Here is a 23,873-nt window from a genome sequence, read left to right as displayed (position 1 = left end):
TCATGAACGAACCTGCCGACCTCGTAGCCGAGATCGAAGCGCTGGAAAACAAGCTGCAAGAGGCCAAGGCCTCGATCACCCGCCGCTTCATCGGGCAGGAAAGGGTCGTTGACCTGACCCTGGCTGCGCTTTTGTGCGGTGGTCACGCCCTTCTGATCGGTCTGCCGGGCTTGGGCAAGACGCGTCTGGTTGAAACCCTGTCAACGGTGATGGGGCTGCATGGCAATCGCATTCAGTTTACGCCCGACCTGATGCCAGCCGATATTCTTGGATCTGAGGTGTTGGATACGGCCGATGATGGCAGCCGTCATTTCCGTTTCATTCCCGGCCCGATCTTCTGTCAGCTGCTGATGGCGGATGAAATCAACCGCGCAAGCCCGCGAACGCAATCCGCGCTGCTGCAGGCGATGCAGGAACGTACGGTAACAGTAGCCGGTGAGGACCGTTCCCTTGGTGTGCCATTCCACGTTCTGGCCACGCAAAACCCGATCGAACAGGAAGGCACCTATCCCCTGCCCGAAGCGCAGCTGGACCGGTTTCTTGTGCAGATCGATGTAGAATACCCCGACCGCCAGACCGAGCGGGATATTCTGCTGGCCACGACCGGTGTTGACGAAGACGAAGCACATCAGATTTTCAGCAAGGAAGAGTTGCTGGCTGCGCAGGTCCTGCTGCGTCGGATGCCCGTCGGGGACTCGGTTGTCGAGCTGATCCTTGATCTGGTGCGGGCCTTCCGCCCTGAAGAAGCGGGTGTATCCGAACGGGTTGCCGAAACCGTCGCGTGGGGTCCCGGGCCACGCGCTGCGCAGGCGCTGATGATGACGGTTCGGGCACGTGCGATGTTGCAGGGGCGTCTGGCACCCAATGCCGAGGATGTGCTGGACATGGCGCGCCCGGTGCTTAGCCACCGGATGGCTCTCAACTTTGCGGCACGGGCACGCGGCGACAGTTTGGCCGACCTGATCGACTCGACTGCTGTCGGGTTGATTCGGACCGAGGCGGCAGCGTGAATGCCGCGCTGACCCTTCGCGAAAGATCCGAGGCCGAGGCATCGCGGCTGCCGCCCCTTTTGGCGCGGGCCGAGCATCTGGCGGGTACCGTTCTGCTGGGTGACCATGGACGGCGGCGCTCTGGCATGGGGGATGATTTCTGGCAATACCGCCCAGCGCAGATCGGCGACAGTCGCCGGATGATCGACCACCGCCGCTCGGCGCGTGGAGATCAGCAATATGTGCGGGAACGCGAATGGCAGATCGCGCAATCGGTAATGCTTTGGGTCGATCAGGGGGCGTCGATGCGGTTTGCGTCCGACAAATCGTTGCCGACCAAGGCAGATCGCGCCCGGCTTTTGGGACTGGCAACGTCCATCCTGCTGGTCCGCGGTGGAGAGCGTGTTGGCCTGACAGGCACGACCTTGCCACCCCGGCGTGGCAATGCGCAGATCATCCGGCTGGCGCAAGCCTGGTCCGAGGATGATCAAACGGATTACGCCCCGCCTGAACATCGCGCCATGATCCCGCATGCCCGTGCCGTGTTCATTTCGGATTTTCTTGGTCCAATGGACGAAGTTGAACTGGCCCTGACCAAAGCCGCAGACCGTGGTGTTCGCGGCGTAATCCTTCAGGTGCTGGACCCGGGCGAAGAGACATTTCCTTATCGTGGGCGTACGATTTTCGAAAGCGTCGGGGGGTCCGTCCGGCACGAAACGCTCAAGGCGGCAGAGCTGCGGGACCGCTATCTGCAACGCCTCGCCCACCGTAAGGATGCGCTGACGCAGCTTTGCCGGGCGACTGGCTGGCAAATGGGCCTGCATCACACGGGCGATAGCGCGCAAGCGGCTCTGTTGTGGATATATCGTGCGCTGGACGGGGGAACGCGATGACGGTTCTGGCGGGCATCGGCTTTACCGCTCCATGGGTGCTGCTGGGTCTTCTGACCCTGCCGATCCTGTGGCTGATCCTGCGCGCGGTGCCGCCGGCGCCGATCCGTCGGATGTTCCCGGCGGTGACGTTGCTCTTGGGCCTGAAGGATGACGAAAGCGTTTCGGACCGCACGCCGTGGTGGCTGTTGCTGCTGCGGATGCTGGCAGCTGCGGCGGTGATCATAGGTCTGGCCGGTCCGGTTCTGAACCCGTCGCGGGATGAGATCGGGTCCGGGCCGCTGCTGATGGTGTTGGACGCCAGTTGGGCAGGCGCGACCCGATGGTCGGCCACGCTGGATCAGATCGATGCGCAACTGACCGAGGCCGGTCGCGCAGGGCGCACGGTGGCTATCCTGCGCCTGACCGAACCGGAAACACCTGTTTTTCAGGCGGCCGAGGCATGGCGGGGACATTTGCCGGGATTGATGCCCAACCCATGGCAGCCGACCGAACCTCAGATCGCACAGGCCATTGCGGCACTAAATTCAATTGATGGGGGGTTTGACACCCATTGGTTCAGTGACCGGCTGGATTATGTGGATCATGCGGCGCTGGTCTCCAGCTTGCAGGCTCGTGGCGATGTGGTGGTTTATCAGGCGGCGTCCCGGCCCATGGCGATCCTGCCTGCCGCTTATCAGGACGGGTTGATCCAATTGACAGTGCAGCGCGCAGGCCCCGGACCCGAGGAACGTGTGACAGTATTGGCACAAGGGCGCGACCCGGCCGGAACGGCGCGTGTGCTACATTCAGTGGAACTGACCCTGGAAGCCGGGAACGCTTCGGCGCAGGTCGATCTGGCGCTGCCATCCGAACTCCGCGCGCGGATCACGCGGTTCGAAATCCAGGGCCAAAGGTCTGCCGGGGCCGTGACCCTGACCGATGACAGCCTGCGTCGTCGCGAGGTCGCGCTGATTGCCGGGAGTTTGAACCGCGAAGGTCTGGAGCTGCTGTCACCCCTGCATTATCTGACTCAGGTCCTGAGCCCCACGGCGGATTTCGTCGATGGTGGCCTACCCGAGGTTCTGCCCGCCAACCCGGATGTCATTGTTCTGTCAGATGTGGCCCAGATGTCGGAACCTGAAAAGGCGGACCTGATTGAATGGGTCGAACAGGGCGGTTTGTTGCTGCGCTTTGCCGGCCCGCGCATGGCGGCCAGCGATCTTGGGCGCGACACCGAAGACACCCTGCTGCCTGCACGGCTGCGCAGCGGTGGGCGATCTGTCGGCGGCGCGATGAGCTGGGGTGAGGCCAAGACCTTGGCACCATTCCCCGAAACCTCGCCCTTCTATGGACTGCACATCCCTGATGACGTGGTCGTTTCCACTCAGGTCATGGCACAACCAGACCCTAACTTAGCGGATCGCGTGATTGCCTCACTGTCTGACGGCACGCCTTTGGTGACTCGTAAGGTGTTGGGGTTGGGGCAGGTGGTGTTGTTCCATGTGACCGCCGATGCAGAATGGTCGAGCCTGCCACTGTCGGGCCTGTTCGTTGAAATGCTGGATCGGCTGGCCGTGGCTTCGGCCGCAAAGTCCCGGCAAGAGGCTCAGTTACTGGGAACAACATGGGAGCCGGTACAAATCATGGACGGGTTTGGCACCTTGTCAGATGCCGGAACCCTGGCAGGTGTCGACGGGGTTGAACTGATATTGGGTCAGATCGGGCCGGAACTGCGCCCAGGTCTTTATGAAAGTGGTAAGCAGAAGCTGGCGTTGAACGTCGTCTCGGAAGAAACCCAGCTGCGCCCTGTTGTCTGGCCCGCGAATGTGCCGATCAAAGGGCAGGAGGTCAGTACGGAAACGCCACTGGGCGGTCTGTTGCTCAGCCTTGCACTGATTTTGCTGACAGTCGATGTTATTGCATCGCTTGCTTTGTCGGGCAGGTTGGGTTTGGCCCGAACGACGGCCGCTGCGCTGGCCGGTTTACTGCTGGTCCCCGAAGGTCACGCACAAACGCCCGAGGACACCGAGTTTGCATTGGCTGCGACCCACGAACTGGTATTGGCGCATGTCCTGACTGGCGATGCGCAGGTAGATGATATTGCGCAAGCCGGGTTGCGCGGGCTTGGCCAAACCCTGCTCTATCGCACATCGGTTGAACCCGCAGACCCCATCGGTGTTGATCTGGAACGGGATGAGCTGGCGTTCTTTCCGTTGCTTTATTGGCCGATCTCAGCGAACCAGTCGCAACCTTCAGCCGAGGCCTATGTCAAGCTGAACGCCTATCTGCGGTCCGGAGGGATGATCCTGTTTGACACACGTGATGCGGATATCGCCAGTTTCGGTGCCTCCAGCCCAAATGGCCGCAAACTGCAACAACTGGCCGGACCGCTGAATATCCCTGCATTAGAGCCGATTCCGCGTGATCATGTTCTGACACGCACGTTCTACCTGTTACAGGATTTTCCGGGCCGATATTCAGGCACCGAGGTTTGGGTTGAAGCCGCGCCGCTGGATGCAGAACAGATCGACGGGATGCCTTTCCGCAATCTGAACGACAATGTGACGCCGGTGGTCATCGGCGGCAATGACTGGGCCGGTGCCTGGGCGGTGGATCGCAACGGGCAGGCCCTGTTGCCCGTCGGGCGCGGTTATGCCGGGGAACGGCAACGCGAGTTGGCCAATCGTTTTGGTGTCAATCTGGTGATGCATGTGCTGACGGGGAACTACAAATCCGATCAGGTTCACGTGCCCGCCCTTCTGGACAGGTTGGGACAATGACAGGAACCGTCATCTTCGATCCGCTGATCCCGTGGGCGATGCTGCTTGTCGTGGGTATGATTGCCGTGGCCGGAGTCGTTCTGGCTTTGTGGCGTGGATTGTCGGGATGGGCCTTGCGTGGGTTGGCGGCGCTGGTGATCATCGCTGCGCTGTCCGGCCCGGTCTATCAGATCGAGGATCGTGCACCTCTGACAGATATCGTTCTGATGTTCGAGGATGAAAGCGCCAGCCAGGCGCTTTCAGACCGGGTGGAACAAACGGCTATGGCCGCAGAGGATTTGGCCACCGAGATCGAGGCACGCGACAATACAGAACTGCGCCGCATCCGGGTCGGCGATGGTGAAGGCGATGAGGGCACGCAGATCATGGCAGCCCTGAACGAGGCCCTGGCCGAAGAGCCGCGTGCGCGTATTGCCGGTATCCTCGTGGTGTCCGACGGGATAGTGCATGATGTCGATCAGGCCCCGGATCTGCCCGCACCGATGCACCTGCTGCAAACCGGGCGGGAAAGCGACTGGGATCGCAGGCTTATTGTCCGAAACGCCCCTGCTTTCGCCATCATTGGTGAATCGGTGACCTTGACCCTGCGCGTCGAAGACAGCGGAGCTGCCCCCGCAGGTGCAACATCTGCACCGTTGGAAATTTCGGTGGATGGGGGCGAGCCCGAGCAGTTCAGCATTCCAATCGGTCGCGATGTCGAACTGCCCGTCACATTGCCCCATGGCGGGCGCAACGTGATCCAGTTTTCCGTTCCTCAGGCTGAGGGCGAGTTGACCGACCGCAACAACACGGCCCTGATCCAGATGAACGGCGTAAGGGACCGCCTGCGCGTGCTGCTGGTCTCGGGTGAACCGCATCCGGGTGGTCGCACGTGGCGTAACCTGTTGAAATCCGACAGTTCTGTTGATCTGGTGCATTTCACCATCCTGCGCCCGCCTGAAAAGCAGGATGGTGTGCCGGTGGACGAGCTGTCGCTGATTGCCTTCCCGACGCGTGAGTTGTTTCTGGAAAAGATCAACGATTTCGACCTGATCATCTTTGACCGCTACAAGCGGCGCGGGATTCTGCCTGCGATCTATCTGGACAATGTCACAAGCTACATCAACGAAGGCGGCGCGGTCCTGGTTGCCGCCGGACCTGATTTCGCCGGTGCCGACAGCATCTTCCGCTCGCCCCTGGCGCCAGTTCTGCCAGCTCAGCCAACCGCGCGGGTGATCGAGGAACGATATGTGCCGATGGTCAGTGATCTGGGGCATCGTCACCCGGTCACGACCAACCTTGGAGAATCCGAGGATTGGGGGGCGTGGTTGCGACAGATCGACGTGAAACATCGCTCGGGCGACGTGCTGATGACCGGGGTCGAGGATCGTCCGCTGCTTGTCCTGAACCGTGTCGGCGAAGGGCGCGTTGCGATGCTTGCGTCTGACCATGCCTGGCTTTGGAGTCGTGGCTTCGAAGGAGGGGGTCCGCAGCTGGAGCTGTTGCGCAGGCTGGCCCATTGGATGATGAAGGAACCGGAACTGGAAGAAGAGGCGTTGTGGGCCGAGGCCAACGGTCAGTCCATGCGCATCATTCGTCAGACGCTCGGGACAGAAGTCGGCCCGGTAACAGTCACCTTGCCGAATGGCGAGACGTTGGAGATTACTTTGAAAGAGGTTTCTCCGGGTCGGTTTGAAGCGCAGTATTACGGCCCCGAGATCGGCCTTTATCGTTTGCAGGAAGGCGACCACATGGCTGTGATCGGCCTTGGCCCTGCTGCACCGAAGGAGTTCGAGCGCACCATCGCGACTGGTGATGTCCTTGAACCGGTGCTGGCCAGGTTGCGGGGCGGTGTGATCCGGTTGGAAGATGGGCTGCCGTCGATCCGCAACGTACGCGCCGGACGCCCCGCCGCCGGTCGGGGTTGGATCGGTCTGACCCCACGCAACGCGTATGAGACGCGGGATGTCACGCAGGCCGGGTTGCTGCCGCCCTGGCTTGTCTTGCTGCTGGCTGGAGGCTTTCTGCTGGGCGGTTGGCTGCGGGAAGGGCGGCGTTAACGCTGGCCCATTGCTGTTCTTTAACGGGAACCGGGCGCGCTCTGGTCGATCCGGAACGAGGCCCGGTCGGATTGACCCTGTGCATCCACCACCACAAGTGAGGTAAATCCGGGTCCGGGATTGGGAATTTCGAATTCTCGCTGCCGTTGCCCGGTCAAGACAGGCACGCCGTTGGTCAGAACGGAAAACGGCCCGACACCACCGCGTAGTTTCACCGTCAGAGGGCTCCCGAAAGTCTCTAACACAGCGTTTTCTGGCGGAAACAACAGATCAGGTGCGGTTTGGTCCGTTTCGAAAGCCGCCGCGCGGGGCCGGAAACGTTGCAACGGTTGTGGCAATTGCGCCGCGCCAACCAACAGTGTTGATGGCGGCGGTGGGCGCAGGGGCGTGAGTTCGGGTTTCAACAGGCCGAAAGCCTCGGTCAGAAGCGGCGCGGCAACGTCCCCTCCGAATGCGCCGGGAACAGGTGTGCCATCCGCGCGTCCCAGCCAGACCCCGATGACATGCTGCCCGTCAAAGCCAATGGCCCAGGCATCGCGGTGCCCATAAGAGGTTCCCGTTTTGAAGGCCAGCGCCCCTGAAGTGCTGCCCGTGGGTGGTGTGATCCCGGATAGGATATCCGCAATCTGCCATGCTGAGGTTTCGGACAAAACACGAGAGGTGAGCCGTGCATCAGCCAGGGCGTCATGGCGCAGAATCGGGCCTTGCCCACCAGCGGCCAGCGTCACGTAGATCTGCACAAGATCATGCAGGCTCAGCCCGACGCCACCCAAGGATATTGCCAATCCGGGTGTACCACTGCTCAGGCGCGGTTCTGATCCTGCTGTCCGCAGTGCTGCCATCACGCGCGCAGGGCCCAGCTCGTGCGTCAGGCGCACGACAGGGATATTCAGCGACAATTGCAGCGCGTCCCGAACCCTTACATCGCCTCGGAAAACGCCATCGAAGTTTCGCGGTGCGTAACGCCCGAACATCACCGGGCTATCGCTGATCAGGGTTTCCGGATGGGCCAGCCCCTGATCGAGTGCCAGCCCGTAAACCAGAGGTTTCAGCGTCGATCCGGGCGACCGCACGGCTTGGGTCATATCCACGAACCCTTGTCGTGCATCCTGATACCCGGCTGACCCGACCGAGGCCAAAATCTTACCGTCGCGATGATCTGCCACGATCAGCGCACCGGACACGCGCGGCCCGATGCGCGCGGCGGCCCGAGCGACCACAGTTTCCAACCGGGCTTGCACCCCTGCATCCAGGGTCAGATCAAATACACCGGTTGCACGGGTTTGGCTTTTCACGCGGTCGGCCAGATGGGGTGCAAGGCGCGGAAACGGGATCATTCGATCAGGAATGGTTTCCGTCAGGGCTGCGTGCGTCTCAGCCTTGGTCAATACGCCGTAGCGCTCCAACCTGCGCAAAATCCGATCACGGGCAATTTGGGCTGCCTCGGGTCTGCGATCCGGGCGCCGCGCCTCCGGGGATTGCGGCAAAGCGACCAGCAGGGCCGCCTGTGCGGCGGTCAAACGGGTTGCTTCTTTGCCGAACCAGGCGCGGGCACCGGCACGGATACCTTCCAGATTGCCGCCATAGGGGGCATGGGTCAGGTAGAGGTTCAGGATCTGTGTCTTGCTCCGCTGCCGTTCCAGCGCCAATGCGACCCTAATCTGGCGAAATTTGCCACTCCAACGCCCGGTCGATCCATCTTCGATCAGCCGCGCGACCTGCATGGTCAGGGTTGACCCGCCCGAAACCGCGCGCCCATTCCAAAGGCTTTGCCCGGCTGCGCGCAGTAACGCGACAGGGTCCACGCCCGCGTGGGTCCAGAAACGTTTGTCTTCGTACCGGACCAGCATGGTGGTGAAATTGGGATCGACCGCGCCGGGCTGCAGCCTCCAGATGCCATTTGCAACCGGAAACACACGCAGGAGGTCACCGTTACGATCCCGCATCTCGACCGAAGTTTCAGTCAGAACGGGCGGCAGCACCGTGGCGTCGACCCAGCGGTCGACACCATCCCGCGCCAACGCCGCCAGATAGAGGGCACCGGCCAGCGCAAATAACAGGCGCGGCACCCTAGGCATGAGAGCCGCCCAAACAGGGATATGAAAGATGGCCGGTCACTGCACCTCGACCCGTCCCGTCGCCGTTCGCGCACGGTTCTGGGGGCGGTACATATCCTCGACCGAGGCCGCGGGACGGTGGAACACGCCCGGTGTGACAGCACGGGCGACATAAGCCAGTGTCACGGTCTGGCGCCTTGACAGGTCAACCGCAGCCAGGAACCTGTCCGAGCGGAACTCGGTATGTGTGGCATCAGACAGATCCAACCAGTCCAGCGACCGTACATCGCCCGATCGCAGCAGGTTCGGGTTGTCAATCTCGATTCCGGCGGCAAGGGGATCGTCCACCATCAGACGCGCCCCACCGCTTTCAAACGGCGTGACCGTCAGAACCGTGACAAACCGGTCCCCCACGGCAAAGCGGCCTGCGTCAATCAGATCGCCGTCCATCGAATAATACTGCCGTTCGATTGCATAGCCGGTGCCACCAGCCCCAGGCGGATCTTCGGGGATTCCGGTCACCGTCAGGGTGATATCGGTTGCCTGACCGTCGGTCGCAGTGATGTTGACCTCTTCCGCCTGCCCGGATTGCAGAACCTGAACAAAGGGGCCGGATACTGACACGCCATTGACCGTCAAACCGGAGCCGGACGGATCAGACACCAGCGCGTGCGCCGCCAGCAGGGACCATGTGGCCTCTTGCGTGGACAGGGGAGTGCGGCCCGTGCTTACCCGTTGGATCAATGCGTTGCGGTCAATCGCCTCGCTGCCCGCATCTACCGCCAGGGTCAGCAGGCCCGCCGCATCCCGCAGGCGGGTGCCGTAATCCGCGCGCCAGTGGTTTTCCTGATCGTTCGGCACCTGTTGCAGCATCCGCGCCGCACGGGCGAACATCGCGTCTGCGCGGGTCTGGTCCCCGTACGAGGCCAGCGCAGCGCCCAGTTGCGCTGCAGCCAACGGCGTGTCGAAAGCATCCCCTTTGACATCCGCATAATAACGCAGATCGCCCATCGCCGCCGCGCCTTCCCGCGCCAGAACCATCAGGGCATAAGCGATATCCTGACCACCTTCGTCAAAATCCGGCGCATAATTGACCCGATTGCGCAGGTTATCCATGGCCTGCGCAAAAGCCTGATCCGGTACCGGGTGCCCCTGCGCACGGGCGCGCGACAGGAAATCGGTCACATAGGCGTCCAGCCAGAAATCACCGCTGCCTGCGCGCCACAGGCCAAAGGCACCGTTTGCAGCCTGACGAGTCAGGATGCTTCGGATTGATTCCGTGATGCGTTGATTCACCTCCGGGCCATTGCCCAGCCCCGAGGCCTGCGCAACAGATGACAGGTAAAGCAGCGGCAGCGCCTTGCTTGTGATCTGCTCGGTGCAGCCATAAGGGTAACGGTTCAACTGATCCAGCAGGCCGGGCATATCGAACTTTGCCAGTGCTCCGGCGGACAGGATGGCCTTGGCCGAGCCGGGTTGAAACCCATCAAAAACATCCTGCGAAAACAAAAAGCTGTCGCCCGCACCCAGCGCAAAGCGCCGTGTCCGGGCAATCACGGGATCATTGGCCCGCACCGGCATCCGCAGGGTTTGCGACAGATCGCGCCCGTCTGGCGTGGTGATGGAAACGCTGATCTCTGGATCGCCAATAACATGGGCCGTTACAGGGATGTCGAACACCGCTTTGCCACCATCCTCCAGCAGAAAGCTTGCCGGTACCGGGCCCAGTTCCAGCCCACTGGTGGTGGTCAGGCCAAGCGCCATGTCTCCGGATGCGCCATCCGCATGGACAATCTCAAGCCGCATCCGACTTTGATCGCCGGGGGCCAGAAACCGCGGCAGACTGGCAGTAACCACCACCGGATCGCGGACGATCATGTCAGCTTCGGCCTGACCGACGGCTTTTTGTGACCACGCGACGGCCATCAGTCGGACCGTACCATTGAAGGCGGGCAGGGGGATGTCGACCTCAACCGCGCCATCCGCACCGACCTGAACCGGGCCGCTGAACACCGCCATCAGATCTTGCGTCGGTGGCGGGGATTGGCGGCGCATCCCGTTGTCATTGTCGCCGCCAGAGCGAACCGTACCCATCGTTCCGTTCATGCCGTTGATCAGCCGCCCGTAAACATCACGCAGGTCCACACCCAGCCGACGTTGCCCGAAATAGTACGCTTGCGGGCTTGGGCTTTCGAACCCCGTCAGGTTGAGGATGCCCACATCCACAGCAGCAAGGGTCAGCCAGACTGGATCATCGCTTGTAACATTTTCGACCCTAACAAGGGCCTTCTGTGTTTGACGGGGCGAGGTAACCTCGGGCACCTCAATGGCAACCGACAGCGTGCGATCCGCAGGATCAATGGCAGCATAGGCGACGCCCATGGCGCGTGCCGGGTTCTGACCGGCCGCAACATCCATCGGTCGGATCACCGTGGCAGTGACATAGGCACCTGCACCCCAATCTTCTGTCACCTCTATCGGGATAACACTCTCGCCCTCCTTTACGGCAACCATCTGGCGATGGATCAGTCGGTTCGACAGCACTTCGACTTGGGCGATACCTGCCATGCGCGGAACGATGCGCAGCTGTGCGGTTTCCCCGGCGCGATAGCTGTCGCGATCCAGCGACATCTCAAGCCGGTCAGGCGTGGTCGAAGCATCTGCGGCCTGATACCAGCCTGCGTGGAAATCGACAGCGGTTTCCGTAAAGGTGCCATCAATACGTTGGACCACCAGTTCATAACGGCCCCAGTCCACGGGTTGGGACAACGTCAAAGGCTCAGTGGCGACGTCAATCTCTCCGGTGGCAACGCGAGTGCGTCTGGTTGTCGGTTCCCAATTCCAGTTTCCGTAAAGCTGATACCATTGATACCGCGTTTCGATCTTGTTCAGCGTCCAGCGCAGGCGCATCGGGCTGGGGCTCAGGTCGGGTGCAAGGCCGATGATCTGAAACGCGGCCTCGGTACCTTCAGGGAGTACGTCCTCGAACAGGGGTTTGACACCGATGACAGGTTGCGGCGGCAGGACAGGAACGCTCAGGTGACGTTCAACAGGGCGGCCTGAGCCGTCAGCCAGTCGCGCAATAACCTCGGCTTCAATTGGCTTCCCTTCCGTCTCTAACACAGGGATTTCAACGGCAATAGATGCTTTGCCGTTTGCATCTGTACGCGTGTCACCAAAATAGGTGCTTTTGATCGATGTCTCGGCGTCATAGCGGCCAAAGCGATACCCGTCGTAGCCCGGCACTGTGTCCGCCGGGCGTGCGATAACCTGACCGTCGATGCTCAGGTCCGACCCCGGCGCACCAAACAGATAGCGCGCGTCGATCGAAAGCGGAGGGCTGTCGCCGGGACGCAGGGGCGCGTCCGGCAGGGTCAGCTCAAAATCTATACGTTCCGGCAGGAAGTCTTCTACCAGCACTGTTTGCCGCGCCAACGCATCGCTTTTGGGATCAGACCTGATCTCGATCCGCCAAGCACCGCGCGGTGCATCCTCCGCAACAGGCAGGGCAAAGATATGCCCCCCGGCGACGCCGCCATCCGAGACGGTTCGGCGGTATTCCACGCCGTCAGGGCGATACAGGATCGCAATCAGGGGCAGGCCCTCGATAGCCTGCGCCTCACCATCGCGCGACAAGGCGGTGAGGTGGATCACCTCTCCGGCTCGATAAGCGCCGCGATCCGTGGCTAGAAAAACATCAACCGGCCCCGCAGGTGCACGTCCTTCAACACCACGATCTGACAGGTCAAAGGCAGGATCGGTCAGGGATAGAAAGCTGAAGTCACTGTCCCCGGTCGATGCCATCACCAGCGCGGGCGCACTTGCCCCCTTGCCCCGTGTCAGGCCGGGATCGAACCGGACATAACCCGATTCATCCGTTCGCGCTTCGGCGATGACCGCATTTGCGCTTGTGACCAGTGAAACCTCGACACCTTCACGGGGTGCCGCGTCGCTCAGCCCGCGCACCGTGACGTGCAACCCGTCGGTGCCAAGCACGCTGCTGATCCCAAGATCGGACAGAACAAACCATTGCGTTGCGCCCGGGTCGTCATAGGGATCAGCCCCCGGAACACGGGCGGTCAGAGCATAAATACCGGCGGGCTGATCCGCGATCGCCTCGGCCATGGGCAGGCGCGCCGTCATGGTCTGGTTCAGTTCGTTGGCCACTTCGGCGATGCCAGTCCAGATATCCTCGGCAATTTCATCGGAAAATTCTGCTTCCTGCCATTCACTAAGCGGACGACCGAAGAAATCCTGCTGCACCGCGCGCAACAGGTTCCGGTCGCTGACCCTCCGCAGGATCAGGTTCAGCTCGGTGACGTTGACCGTTTCAACGGGCAACGCAGCATCAGCGGATTTCGGCAGAACGTAGCTGCGCCCGGGAAACCGGACCGAAGGCGCCCGGTCGCGCACGTAATGGGCAAGCTCAACATTGCGGTTCAGCGCCTCGCCCGAGGCGGAGGGCAAGCCTTCGCGTAGCGTCAGGCGATAGCGCTGACCATGGGCGACACCGCCAACGCACAGCTGCCTGCCCTCAGCCTGTACCACCAACCCGTCATCGTTGCGCTGGACAAACGGATCATAGTCGACCCCCGCCTTGACCAGCGGTTCTGAAAACTCGACGCAGATCCGCGGTGCAACGGCGTCGCTTTCCACAGAACTGTCGACCACGCGAAACCCGTATTTCTTGATGGCATCATTCAGCGCGGCCAGTACATCCTCGCGCGGTTGGATTTGCTCTGCCAGCCGCAGCACAGGGATCATATCGCGCCCGCGCTCGACCTCTTCCAGGGCGCGGGCCAATGTCATTAGGGCGGCAACCTGCGTGCCGGGAGTATCGGCGCGCAAGTAGCCATTGGTTGCGGCATTCAGCGCACGGTTGCGCAGGTCGCGCCGTTCACTCCAGTCCGAAGAGTTTGTCTGCAACAACAGGCGCGCGTATTCCACCCATAAATCGGGCGCGTCACTGAGCGATACGGCCACACCAGTCCAATTCGTCGCCTGTCGCGGGCTGCTCGCGCTGCGCGCCGCGCCCAGAACAGCCTGCAGGTCGTTGCCTTGCGCCATATGAACAAAGCCCAGATCGCGTGCCTGATCTGCGGCCTGCTTCAGGTCAGCAGTACCAAGTACACTCAACGCATTTGCACGCGTTTTTGCCAATGTTTGGGTCTGATCTGGGGTAGACACCTTCTGTGCGGATACAGCCCCTTGATAGGCCTCTTGCCGGTTTACACCGCTTTTTGGAAAACAGGCATTGGATCGGGTGTTGTAGGTGAACGCGGTGCAAAGCGTATTGGCGGAACAGGCCTGAATGCAGGACTTCAGATCGGTATCGAAAAGGGCGTCCAGATCCGAGCCATAAAAATCTGCGTCCCGCGTCGTGATGTAACGGAATTCAGGCACTGCATCTTGCGCCTGGGTGGCGCTGGGCAGGACCAAAAGCGAAATGACGTAAGCTATTGAAATAAAAACAAAGCGGCGCATGGTGCCCTCCTCTTTGGACACAGCGTTGCATGGCGTGCGCCTGTTGTGCAACGGCTTAAACAGTTTTTCATCCTCTGTCGGGATGCTGGGTGCAGAACGTTCTGGAATCAATCAAATGAGTCTTGCATATAAATTGGCACAGGAACGGCGCGCGCGCTTGGCAGCTGAACGAATGCTGGCCCTGAAGCAGGCCGAGCTTTCGGCAGCCAATCGCAAACTGGGTCAACATGCCATGGCGTTGACCAAACGAATTGGCGAAACGCAGGCTGAGGTTGAAACCGTTCGGGATGAAAACGAAAAGGTCAAATCCGATCTCTGCGTGGCCAACGCCAAGATCGAGGTTGCCGAACGCCGTTTGTGGCACTCGATTCAGACAATTCAGGACGGATTTGCCTTTTTTGACGGTGACAACCGGCTGATCGGCGCAAACACCGCGTATCTGAGCGTTTTTGAAGGCCTGGACGAGGTCGCGCCGGGGATATCATACCCGCGTATTCTGCATTTGCTGACGTCAGAAGGTATTGTCGATATCGGGGATGAATCTGCGGAAGACTGGCAGGACAGAATGCTGGCCCGCTGGAGCCGCGCCAACCCGCCACCAATCGTCATGCAGCTTTGGAACGGTCACTATATCCGCCTGATCGACCAGCGCGGCAGCGGTGGCGATATGGTGAGCCTTGCTCTCAACATCACGGCGTCGGTCCGGCACGAAATCGAGCTTAAGGCGGCGCGCGAGAGGGCCGAAGCAGCAAACCGGGCCAAGTCGGCCTTTCTGGCCAATATGAGCCATGAAATCCGCACCCCGATGAACGGCATCGTTGGCATGTCCGAATTGCTGGACGAGACACCGTTGGACGAAGAGCAGCGGCTATACGTCAACACGATCCGAAATTCGGGTGAGGCGCTGCTGGTCATCATCAACGACGTTCTGGATTATTCCAAGATTGAGGCGGACAAGCTGACTCTGCACCCCGAACAGTTCGATCTTGAACGTTGCATTCTTGAAGTTGCGATGCTGCTACAGCCCAGCGTGCGCGATAAGGGGCTGACATTGCTGGTGGATTACGACTTGTTCTTGCCAACCCTTTTTGTGGGCGATCCTGGTCGGATACGGCAGGTTCTGACCAATCTGGTCGGCAACGCCGTCAAGTTCACCTCCGAAGGCTACGTGCTGGTCCGGGTGACAGGGGTGCCCAACCCGGATGTGCAGATCTGCGACATCCATATCGCGATTGAAGACACCGGAATTGGCATCGACGCCGAGAAAATCGATCACATATTTGGCGAGTTCAATCAGGTCGAAGACGAGCGCAACCGCCAGTTTGAAGGCACCGGGCTTGGCCTTGCCATCACCAAGCGGCTGATCACCTTGATGGGCGGCTCGGTCTGGGTTGAAAGCGAACCGGAACAGGGATCCTGTTTCGGTTTTCGCGTGACACTGCCCACGGTAGAAGGCCCGCAACCCGAGCCTCCGAACCTGGCGGAATGTTTGAAACATGTCCTACTGGTCGAAGATCTTGCCGTGAACCGGGCCATTCTTGCCAAACAGCTTGGGCGACTGGGGGCTGAGGTGACGGTTTGCACGTCGGGGACCGAGGCGCTGTCACAGATGAATGATCAGATTGATTTGGTTCTTTGTGACCACGATCTGCCGGATATGGATGGGCTGGATCTTGCGGTCGCGCTCAGGGATCGCGGGTGGGGTGACATTCCGGTGGTCGTGATGTCTGCAAGCCCCGGTTTGATTCACGCGCATCCTGCCCGTGACCTGATCGACGGTGTCTTGCAGAAACCCATCCCTCGGTCCGAGTTGTATGGCAGGTTGATGGCCCTCGACGGCTCATCGTTGGAAAGGGGCCCTTTGGATGTGGGTAAAACAGTCTCTAAAAAGCGAGATTCTGAATCTGCGCACCCCCGACGCATGAGGATTCTTGCCGCAGAAGACAACCGCACCAACCAATTGATCCTGAAGAAGATGGTCAAGGATCTGAATATCGATCTTCGCTTTGCCTCGAATGGGATTGAAGCGGTTGAGATCTATCAGGCGTTCGAGCCAGATCTGATCTTCATGGATATTTCAATGCCGAAGATGGACGGCAAACAGGCAACAGCGGAAATTCGCGGGCTTGAGGTTGCAACCGGTCGTCACGTTCCCATCGTTGCCCTGACGGCTCATGCCATGGCGGGGGATGATCAGGGTATTCTGTCAGCCGGCTTGGACCACTACCTGACCAAACCGCTACACAAGAATCGAATTCACCAGATGATCCTGCAACACCAACCCGATTGCGTCTGCTCGGTCGCAGACACCATGCCCAGTGTCAAAATCCGGCGTGAGCGGGGCGAAAACCCGAATCCGACCTCATCGGGCTGACACTTCAGGCGTTTGCCATCGGGATGCAAGTTCAAGTGACCTGGGTTTCAGGCCGCATAAGGTCTGACGAAAACGGGCTTATCCGCTTCCGACAGATCAGGGCGGTATTCATAGCCGCCACTGTCGAAATCCAGCAGCCCCTTAGGGTCGGTCAAGCGGTGTTGGATGACATACCGCGCCATGGCACCGCGCGCCTTTTTGGCAAAAAAGCTCACAATCTTTGGGGTGCCGCCCTTCTCTTCCATGAAGACCGGTGTGATGACGCGCAGGTTCAGGGCATTCAAATCCACCGCACCAAAATACTCCTGACTGGCACAATTCACCAGAATGTTGCTGTTAATCTCGGCACCTTGTGCATTCAGTGCCTTACTCAGCTGGTCGCGCCAGTATTCATAAAGGTTCTTCCCTCTTCGGGTTTTCAGTTTGCTGCCCATCTCAAGCCGGTAGGGCTGTATCGCATCGAGTGGTCGCAACACTCCATAAAGGCCGGAAAGGATGCGCAAGTGGTCTTGCGCCCATGACAGCTCGTCTTCGTCCAGCGATGCAGCTTCAAGTCCTTGATATGTGTCGCCAGCAAAAGCAAGAGCAGCCGGGCGTGTGGCCTTGGCGTCGGGTGCATCCGAAAAAGCGCGATACCGGTCGCGGTTCAGGCGTGCCAGATCGTCGCTCAGGTCCATCAGCTTTTTCAAATCACCCAGCGTCAGGTTGCGGGCGGTTTTGGACAGCCGGATTGCATCATCCTGAAAATCGGGCTGCGTTACCCCTACACTCCGCTCGGCCCAGTCCAGCCGTTTGGCCGGGGAAATCACGATCAGCATATCCGCCCTCTTTCTTGCCTGTTTTGGGGTATCTAGCCCGCCTCTCGCAGTACGTCCAGAAAAGCAGCGCCAAACCTTTCGTGACGTCGATCACCCAGCACCTGTGCAATTCCACGGGGATCATCGGGGCGCAGTTGCGCAACCTTTGCCAATTGTGAGGCCGAGCAGGTCAGGGGCTTGTCGATCCCGTCCGGTCCGCGCGACAGCAAGGACTGAACTTCCATCAAGCGGTCGTAAATCTCACCCTGATTGCGGCCAGCCAGCTTTCGCCGCGCCGGATGAACGCTTTTTACCGCCCCTGCGATCACTTCAAGGAACGTGTCGCCATAGCGTTCCAGCTTTTTGGCCCCAACACCGCCGATCCGGGCCATTTCGTCCAGCGTTACAGGGCGCTTTTCCGCCATCTCGATAAGCGTGCGGTCGGGAAAGATGACATAGGCCGGAACACGTGCAGCTTCGGACAGGGCACGGCGTTTGGCCTTGAGCGCTGACAGCAGCGGGGCGTCTTCTTCGGACACCATAGCCTTGACCGCAGGCCGACGTACCGCATTGCGCAGCGTATCCTTGCGCAGGTTTATCTTTGCCTCGCCTTTCAAAATTGGTTTGGCCGCCTCGGTCATGCGCAATGCGCCGTGACGTTCAGGGTCTGGGCGCACCAGATCGTGGCCCATCATCTGGCGGAAAATGGCCTGCCATTGCGGGCGCGTCCAATCTTTGCCGATGCCAAATGTGGACAAATCCTCATGGCGGCGGGCGCGGATTTTGTCGGTCTCGTTTCCCAGAAGGATGTCGATCAAGTGGCCTGTCCCGAACCATTCCTCGGTCCGAAGGATCGCGGACAGGGCCATGCGTACCGGAGTTGTGCCGTCGAAAACTTCGGGCGGGTTGTCGCACAGATCGCATTTGCCGCAGCGTGCTGTGGCCTCGCCAAAGTAACCCAACAATGTCTGGCGGCGGCATTCCAATGCCTCGGCCAGACCCAGCAAGGCGTTCAGGCGCGCATGATCGGCCATGCGCCGCTCGGGCGGCGCTAGACCCTCGTCAATCTGTGATCGCCGCAGGCGAATGTCATCGGGGCCAAACAGGGTCAGCGTTTCGGCCGGGCCGCCATCGCGTCCGGCGCGTCCGATTTCCTGATAATAGGCTTCGATTGATTTCGGCAGGTCCGCATGGGCGACCCAACGGATATCGGGTTTGTCGATGCCCATGCCAAAAGCCACGGTTGCGACCACGATCAACCCGTCCTCGCGCGCGAAACGGGTTTCGACAATGCGGCGATCTTCGGGGTCCATCCCGCCGTGATAGTGGCAAGCCGAGTGCCCCTCGGCGCGCAGGGCCTGAGCAATCACCTCGGTTTTATTTCTGGTGCCGCAGTAAACGATACCGGACTGGCCTTTGCGCGCATCTGCGAAATCAAGGATCTGCTTGCGCGGTCCGTCCATTGCGGCGAAAGCCAGATGAATGTTAGGCCGGTCAAATCCGCGCAGAAATTTGCGTGGCTCAATGCCATCGAACAGTTTTTCGACAATCTCATCCTGCGTTTCGGCGTCCGCCGTGGCGGTAAACGCGGCCAGCGGAACCTTCAGGGCGCGCCGCAACTCTCCGATCCGCAGGTAATCAGGGCGAAAGTCATGCCCCCATTGACTGACACAATGGGCTTCGTCCACGGCGATCAGGCTGACGTTGATCCGACGGAGCGTCCCAAGCGCAGACCCGGCAGCCAGACGTTCGGGTGCCATGTAAAGCAGCTTTAGCCGCCCGTCCTCCAGAGCGTCCCAGACGGCCTCGGTTTCCTCGGGCGTGTTGCCGGATGTCAGCGCACCGGCTTCGACCCCGGCCTCTTGCAGCCCCCGCACCTGATCACGCATCAGGGCAATGAGCGGAGATATAACGACCGTCACGCCATCGCGGAGCAGTGCAGGGAGTTGAAAGCAAAGAGACTTCCCGCCACCTGTGGGCATGATCGCCAGCACGTTTTCACCTGCCGTCACGGCGTCGACAATCTCTTCCTGCCCGGGGCGGAAGGCGTCGAATCCAAAGACATCTCGCAGCAAGGGTGCGGCGTCGAACATATGCGGGGGTGCCCTGTTTTAAGGTTTATCTGCTCTTAAGACAGGACAATCACATACTAAGATTCAGTGAACAAGTGGTCAGTAGAAATAGGGCGCGTTGTTGATAAGGATGATCCGCAAGGCATAAACGCCGATCAGCACCACCAGCGGGGTCAAATCCAACCCACCCATATTGGGTAGAACGCGGCGGATCGGCCCGTAAATAGGCTCTAATATCCGATTTAATCCGTACCAGATTTGTGCAACCAGTTGTTGGTGCAGGTTGAGCACCTGAAAGTTGATCAGCCAGCTCATGATCACATGGGCCAGAATGATGAACCAGACAATGTCCAGGATCAGCAGCAGGATTTGGATCAGCGACAGCATGGGCACTCCGTTTTCTAGTTGGTCGAGACCTAAGCACCCTTTCAGCAAAGAGCAAGTAGGCTGAACTCTGCGCTTGCGAATTGCGCCAAAGCCCCGTCTTATGACCGCAACAAGAAAACAGGGGCAGAAATGGCAGAAATATCCAAGCGCAGGCGTATCTGGGGTTGGTGGTTCTTCGATTGGGCCAGTCAGCCCTATCACACCCTTTTGGTCACGTTCGTGTTCGGCCCTTATTTCGCGGGCGTCGCTGCGGAGTACTATTTGGCATCCGGCCTGGACGCAGGGTCTGCAGACGCACAGGCACAGGTGGTCTGGGCCAACTGCATGACCATAGTCGGTTTGATTATTGCCTTCGGTGCACCGCTGATGGGGGCGATGGCTGATGTGTCGGGTCGGCGCATCCCCTGGATATTCGCCTTTTCCGTGATGTACGCCGTAGGTTCCGGCGCGCTTTGGTACACGATGCCCGATGGCTCGAACATGTGGTTGATGCTGTCTGCCTTCGGTCTGGGTTTCATCGGTGCGGAATACGCCCTGATTTTCATCAATTCCCAACTGCCCGATCTGGGCGATGACAGCGAAGTGGGCGAAATCTCCGGCTCGGGCTTTGCTTTTGGCTATTTCGGCGGCCTGATCTCGCTGGCAATCATGCTTGCGCTGTTTGTGGAGCAGGCCAACGGTAAAACGCTGATCGGAATGGACCCCTTGTTTGGGCTGGATGCGTCGCAACAGCAGGGCACGCGCTTTGTTGGGCCGTTTACTGCCGGGTGGTTCATCTTGTTCATGGTGCCCTACTTCCTTTGGGTCCATGACGACGAAACGACAAACAAAAAGGGCAGCGTTGCCGAGGCGCTGCGACTGTTGGCAAAATCAGTGTCTAACCTACGCCATCGCACCAGTCTGGCCAGTTACCTGGGCTCATCCATGTTCTATCGGGATGCGCTGAACGGGCTTTATAGTTTTGGCGGGGTCTATGCCCGGCTGGTGTTGGAATGGGACCTGATCAAGATCGGTGTTTTCGGCATTGTTAGTGTTCTGGCCGCAGCGGCATTTTCCTGGGTGGGCGGCAAGCTGGACAAGAAATATGGCCCCAAGCCCGTGATCATCGTTGCGATCTGGGTGTTGATCCTTGTCTGCATCACCATCGTTTCAATGGACCGGTCCCAGATATTCGGTATCGCCATGTCCGAAGGGTCAGGCTTGCCGGATATGATTTTCTTTGGTTGCGGTATCCTGATCGGAGGCATGGGCGGTATTCTGCAATCCTGTAGCCGGTCGATGATGGTCCGACATACGGACCCGGCAACCCCCGTCGAAAGCTTTGGCCTTTACGGTCTGTCGGGTCGCGCCACCGCCTTTGCTGCGCCACTTCTGATCGGGATCGCCACCTCGGTGACAGGAAGTGCTCGTCTGGGGGTGTCACCCATCGTTCTGTTGTTTATTCTGGGGCTATTCCTGATGCGCTGGGTGAGACCGGAAGGGGATCAGAGCAGATGATTTTAAAACGTTTTTTGGTAATTTTGGCGGCGCTTGCTATTGCTGGCACTGCGACGGCAGAACCGCTGGCAAAGCAGTTGTTCGGGGCGCAGAAACAAGGTTCACAGCAAAAACCGGCCGCTTTCGGCAGTTATTCGCGCGGATGTGCTGCGGGGGCAGTTCAACTGCCTGAAACGGGACCTACATGGCAAGCTATGCGCCTGTCGCGCAATCGCAACTGGGGGCATCCGCAGACGATCGATTACGTGCAGGACCTCAGCAGATTTGCAGCCAGTCAACCGGGATGGAACGGTCTCTATATAGGGGATATCAGCCAGCCACGCGGCGGGCCGATGACCTCGGGCCATCGCAGCCATCAGCTGGGGCTGGACATCGATATCTGGATGCTGCCGGGCGAAAACATGCGCCTGAGCCGCAAGTCACGCGAAAACATCTCGTCCATCTCTCTTCGTCGTTCCAATGGCGCCTACGTCAACAGCAACTGGACCAAGCAGCATCATGCGCTGTTGCGCGAAGCGGCAAAAGACAAGCGTGTCGCCCGGATTTTCGTGTTTCCCGGGGCCAAGGTTCAGATGTGCGACGATGAAAAGGGGAACCGCGACTATCTGCGCAAGATAAGGCCCTGGTGGGGGCATCACTATCATTTCCACGTGCGCCTGAATTGTCCCAGAGGGGCAAAGGGTTGCGTGAATCAGGACCCACCCCCCAAGGGCGATGGCTGCGCCGAGGCCCGTCAATGGGTGCACAACATCCTGAACCCGCCGCCACCCGATCCGAATGCGCCGCCGCCGAAGAAACGCCGGGAATACGTTCTGGCCGACTTGCCGCAACAATGCTCCGCCGTTTTGCAATCCAACTGAGTGTAGCGCTGTTTCTTGCCCCGGTGGCCGCCGCGCTGGATGTGAAATCTGCGGTCCACCTGGACAGTTTCGTTTGGCGGCATCCAGCAAGTTGGTTTGGCGGATTTTCAGCGCTTCATATCTCGGACGACGGAGGCCAAATGATTGCGCTTAGCGACCGGGCGCGGATCGTGACCGCGCGAATTGAGCGGCGCGAAGGCCAGATCGCGGATATTCACGTTCTTGGTCAATGGCCGGTGCTGTCCAGCAATGGGCATATCATGAAAGGCGGCGTCGGCGATTCCGAAGGCATCGCGGTGACGCCGGATGGCGGGATATTCATCTCGTTCGAAGGGGTGCATCGTGTCGCCTATTACCCTACACCGGGCTCAAGCGCGCGTGTGTTACCTCGCCCGAATGCGTTTCGGGACCTTGCCGACAATGGTTCTTTCGAAGCTCTGGCCATTGATGGGCGCGGCTGGCTTTACACTTTGCCGGAAAAGAACCGCACCGCTAAAGGGGACATTCCGGTTTACCGTTGGAATGGCGGCACATGGTCGACCCCGTTTGTTCTGCCACAGCGCAGCGGCTTTAAACCCGTTGCCGCGGATTTCGGTCCCGATGGACGGTTCTACGTTTTGGAACGCAAGGTATCCTTGGTCGGTTTTCGATCGCGACTGCGGCGATGGGACGTGGTAGACGAGAAACCAGGCACCGAGGAAACCCTGTTCGAAACCGGAACGGGCGCGCATGACAACCTCGAAGGATTGTCGGTCTGGCGCGACGGGCAGGGCCGGTTGCGCGCCACGATGATTTCAGATGACAACTTTCTGGCGTTGCAGCGGACCGAACTTGTGGAGTACCTGCTGCCCGATTGACAGGGCGCAGGCAAAGGTCTAAAGGCACGGCTTGCCTTGGGACGGTCCCTTGGCCAAGTCGCCGCTACCTTGTCAAAACGGGCATCAAAACATGCAACGTAACTTCATTCCCGGCATTATTGCAATGGCCACCATTGTTGTGGCGTCGAACATTCTGGTCCAGTTCCTGATCCTTGACGGGCTGCTGACATGGGGTGCTTTCACCTATCCGCTGGCCTTTCTGGTCACAGACATTATGAACCGCGTCTATGGCGTTGGTCCGGCCCGTAAGGTCGTGTTTGCCGGATTTGTCACCGGTGTTATCTGTTCGCTGATCGGCAGCCAGATCATGTTGCAGGGTGACGGGTTCACCTATGCTGCCGTACCGCTGCGCATCGCCGTTGCATCGGGAACCGCCTTCCTGATCGCGCAACTGACGGATGTCACCGTGTTCAATTCCCTGCGCGGTGGTCGCTGGTGGCGTGCACCGCTGGTGTCGACGCTGGTGGGGTCGGCACTGGATACCGCGATCTTCTTCACCCTCGCCTTTTCGGCTTCGGTCACCTTCTTCGGCGCCAATGCTGACGCCGCAATCAACTGGGCGTGGGAACCTGTTCCGTTCATGCTGTCCGGCCCGATGGCACCACTTTGGGTGACGCTGGCTTTTGCGGACTGGTTGGTGAAGCTTTCGCTGGCGCTGATCGCCCTGATCCCGTTCAAGGTGATCGTTGCGCGGATGACTGTACAGCCTGTGTAAAAAAACGCTTTGAGAATGGCACAACTTGTGGCACGCTTCTTTTCAACCGCAACAGATAGAAAAGGAGGTGAT

Annotated in this window: 14 protein-coding genes; 9 read left to right on the top strand and 5 right to left on the bottom strand. The window is 59.9% G+C overall.

All coding sequences use genetic code 11. From position 1 onward, the window contains the following. The first annotated feature begins 2 nt into the window (after positions 1 to 2). From ACR0DS_RS15650 to ACR0DS_RS15635, 4 genes are read left to right on the top strand one after another with little or no spacing between them, the layout of a single operon-like run. Positions 3 to 1,010 carry an AAA family ATPase gene (locus tag ACR0DS_RS15650; RefSeq protein WP_267365919.1) on the top strand — a complete coding sequence of 336 codons (1,008 nt, stop codon included), beginning with the start codon at positions 3 to 5 and terminating at the stop codon, positions 1,008 to 1,010. Next, complete coding sequence (locus ACR0DS_RS15645) at positions 1,007 to 1,882, top strand: DUF58 domain-containing protein (protein ID WP_267365920.1); 876 nt, start codon at positions 1,007 to 1,009, stop codon at positions 1,880 to 1,882. The genes ACR0DS_RS15650 and ACR0DS_RS15645 overlap by 4 nt, the downstream gene beginning before the upstream one ends. Beyond that, positions 1,879 to 4,641, top strand: a complete 2,763-nt coding sequence (locus ACR0DS_RS15640) for a DUF4159 domain-containing protein (RefSeq protein ID WP_480560092.1) — start codon at positions 1,879 to 1,881, stop codon at positions 4,639 to 4,641. The genes ACR0DS_RS15645 and ACR0DS_RS15640 overlap by 4 nt, the downstream gene beginning before the upstream one ends. After that, positions 4,638 to 6,680 (top strand): hypothetical protein, encoded by a 2,043-nt coding sequence (locus ACR0DS_RS15635; protein WP_480482675.1) that lies wholly within the window; start codon positions 4,638 to 4,640, stop codon positions 6,678 to 6,680. The genes ACR0DS_RS15640 and ACR0DS_RS15635 overlap by 4 nt, the downstream gene beginning before the upstream one ends. A 20-nt stretch (positions 6,681 to 6,700) precedes the next feature. On the opposite strand, the gene pbpC is transcribed toward ACR0DS_RS15635, so the two are convergent. Together pbpC and ACR0DS_RS15625 are read right to left on the bottom strand one after the other, a co-directional pair. Then, positions 6,701 to 8,758, bottom strand: coding sequence for a penicillin-binding protein 1C (gene pbpC, locus ACR0DS_RS15630; protein WP_480560094.1), 2,058 nt, complete (start codon positions 8,756 to 8,758; stop codon positions 6,701 to 6,703). A gap of 36 nt (positions 8,759 to 8,794) precedes the next feature. Then, positions 8,795 to 14,221, bottom strand: a complete 5,427-nt coding sequence (locus ACR0DS_RS15625) for an alpha-2-macroglobulin family protein (protein ID WP_480560096.1) — start codon at positions 14,219 to 14,221, stop codon at positions 8,795 to 8,797. A 115-nt stretch (positions 14,222 to 14,336) separates the two neighbouring features. Here ACR0DS_RS15625 and ACR0DS_RS15620 point away from each other — a divergent pair, with 115 nt between their 5' ends. Then, positions 14,337 to 16,595: a response regulator gene (locus ACR0DS_RS15620; RefSeq protein ID WP_480560098.1), complete on the top strand. Its 2,259-nt coding sequence runs from the start codon at positions 14,337 to 14,339 to the stop codon at positions 16,593 to 16,595. 47 nt (positions 16,596 to 16,642) lie between these two features. Here ACR0DS_RS15620 and yaaA read toward each other — a convergent pair whose 3' ends face one another. The 3 genes from yaaA to ACR0DS_RS15605 all read right to left on the bottom strand — a co-directional run bounded on the left by yaaA (position 16,643) and on the right by ACR0DS_RS15605 (position 19,851). Next, positions 16,643 to 17,413, bottom strand: a complete 771-nt coding sequence (gene yaaA / locus ACR0DS_RS15615) for a peroxide stress protein YaaA (protein WP_480560100.1) — start codon at positions 17,411 to 17,413, stop codon at positions 16,643 to 16,645. Between the two features lie 32 nt (positions 17,414 to 17,445). Next, a complete protein-coding gene (recQ, locus tag ACR0DS_RS15610) occupies positions 17,446 to 19,485 on the bottom strand; it encodes a DNA helicase RecQ (RefSeq protein WP_480560102.1) in 2,040 nt (679 codons plus the stop codon). 78 nt (positions 19,486 to 19,563) lie between these two features. After that, positions 19,564 to 19,851 carry a YggT family protein gene (locus tag ACR0DS_RS15605; RefSeq protein ID WP_170382138.1) on the bottom strand — a complete coding sequence of 96 codons (288 nt, stop codon included), beginning with the start codon at positions 19,849 to 19,851 and terminating at the stop codon, positions 19,564 to 19,566. A 129-nt stretch (positions 19,852 to 19,980) separates the two neighbouring features. Here ACR0DS_RS15605 and ACR0DS_RS15600 point away from each other — a divergent pair, with 129 nt between their 5' ends. The 4 genes from ACR0DS_RS15600 (at position 19,981) to ACR0DS_RS15585 (ending at position 23,801) form a co-directional block, all read left to right on the top strand. Next, the gene (locus ACR0DS_RS15600; protein WP_267365406.1) at positions 19,981 to 21,348 is read left to right on the top strand and encodes an MFS transporter; all 1,368 of its coding nucleotides are present in this window, start codon (positions 19,981 to 19,983) and stop codon (positions 21,346 to 21,348) included. Continuing rightward, positions 21,345 to 22,208, top strand: a complete 864-nt coding sequence (gene mepA, locus ACR0DS_RS15595; protein ID WP_480538466.1) for a penicillin-insensitive murein endopeptidase — start codon at positions 21,345 to 21,347, stop codon at positions 22,206 to 22,208. The genes ACR0DS_RS15600 and mepA overlap by 4 nt, the downstream gene beginning before the upstream one ends. Then, positions 22,181 to 23,065 (top strand): esterase-like activity of phytase family protein, encoded by an 885-nt coding sequence (locus ACR0DS_RS15590; protein WP_480538468.1) that lies wholly within the window; start codon positions 22,181 to 22,183, stop codon positions 23,063 to 23,065. The genes mepA and ACR0DS_RS15590 overlap by 28 nt, the downstream gene beginning before the upstream one ends. A 91-nt stretch (positions 23,066 to 23,156) precedes the next feature. Further along, the gene (locus ACR0DS_RS15585; RefSeq protein WP_480560104.1) at positions 23,157 to 23,801 is read left to right on the top strand and encodes a queuosine precursor transporter; all 645 of its coding nucleotides are present in this window, start codon (positions 23,157 to 23,159) and stop codon (positions 23,799 to 23,801) included. The last annotated feature ends 72 nt before the right edge of the window (positions 23,802 to 23,873 follow it).

The sequence above is a fragment of the Ruegeria sp. AF5 genome (genome assembly GCF_056541905.1).
Note: the sequence above shows the minus strand (reverse complement) of the source record. Positions and strands in the feature narration are given on the sequence as shown.

Bases quoted from the DNA above. Each gene is read 5' to 3' on its own strand.
- ACR0DS_RS15625 (WP_480560096.1), bottom strand. From the start codon at position 14,221: ATGCGCCGCTTTGTTTTTATTTCAATAGCTTACGTCATTTCGCTTTTG.
- ACR0DS_RS15635 (WP_480482675.1), top strand. From the start codon at position 4,638: ATGACAGGAACCGTCATCTTCGATCCGCTGATCCCGTGGGCGATGCTG.
- ACR0DS_RS15585 (WP_480560104.1), top strand. From the start codon at position 23,157: ATGCAACGTAACTTCATTCCCGGCATTATTGCAATGGCCACCATTGTT.
- ACR0DS_RS15640 (WP_480560092.1), top strand. From the start codon at position 1,879: ATGACGGTTCTGGCGGGCATCGGCTTTACCGCTCCATGGGTGCTGCTG.
- ACR0DS_RS15650 (WP_267365919.1), top strand. From the start codon at position 3: ATGAACGAACCTGCCGACCTCGTAGCCGAGATCGAAGCGCTGGAAAAC.
- mepA (WP_480538466.1), top strand. From the start codon at position 21,345: ATGATTTTAAAACGTTTTTTGGTAATTTTGGCGGCGCTTGCTATTGCT.
- ACR0DS_RS15605 (WP_170382138.1), bottom strand. From the start codon at position 19,851: ATGCTGTCGCTGATCCAAATCCTGCTGCTGATCCTGGACATTGTCTGG.
- ACR0DS_RS15600 (WP_267365406.1), top strand. From the start codon at position 19,981: ATGGCAGAAATATCCAAGCGCAGGCGTATCTGGGGTTGGTGGTTCTTC.
- pbpC (WP_480560094.1), bottom strand. From the start codon at position 8,758: ATGCCTAGGGTGCCGCGCCTGTTATTTGCGCTGGCCGGTGCCCTCTAT.
- yaaA (WP_480560100.1), bottom strand. From the start codon at position 17,413: ATGCTGATCGTGATTTCCCCGGCCAAACGGCTGGACTGGGCCGAGCGG.
- recQ (WP_480560102.1), bottom strand. From the start codon at position 19,485: ATGTTCGACGCCGCACCCTTGCTGCGAGATGTCTTTGGATTCGACGCC.
- ACR0DS_RS15620 (WP_480560098.1), top strand. From the start codon at position 14,337: ATGAGTCTTGCATATAAATTGGCACAGGAACGGCGCGCGCGCTTGGCA.
- ACR0DS_RS15590 (WP_480538468.1), top strand. From the start codon at position 22,181: ATGCTCCGCCGTTTTGCAATCCAACTGAGTGTAGCGCTGTTTCTTGCC.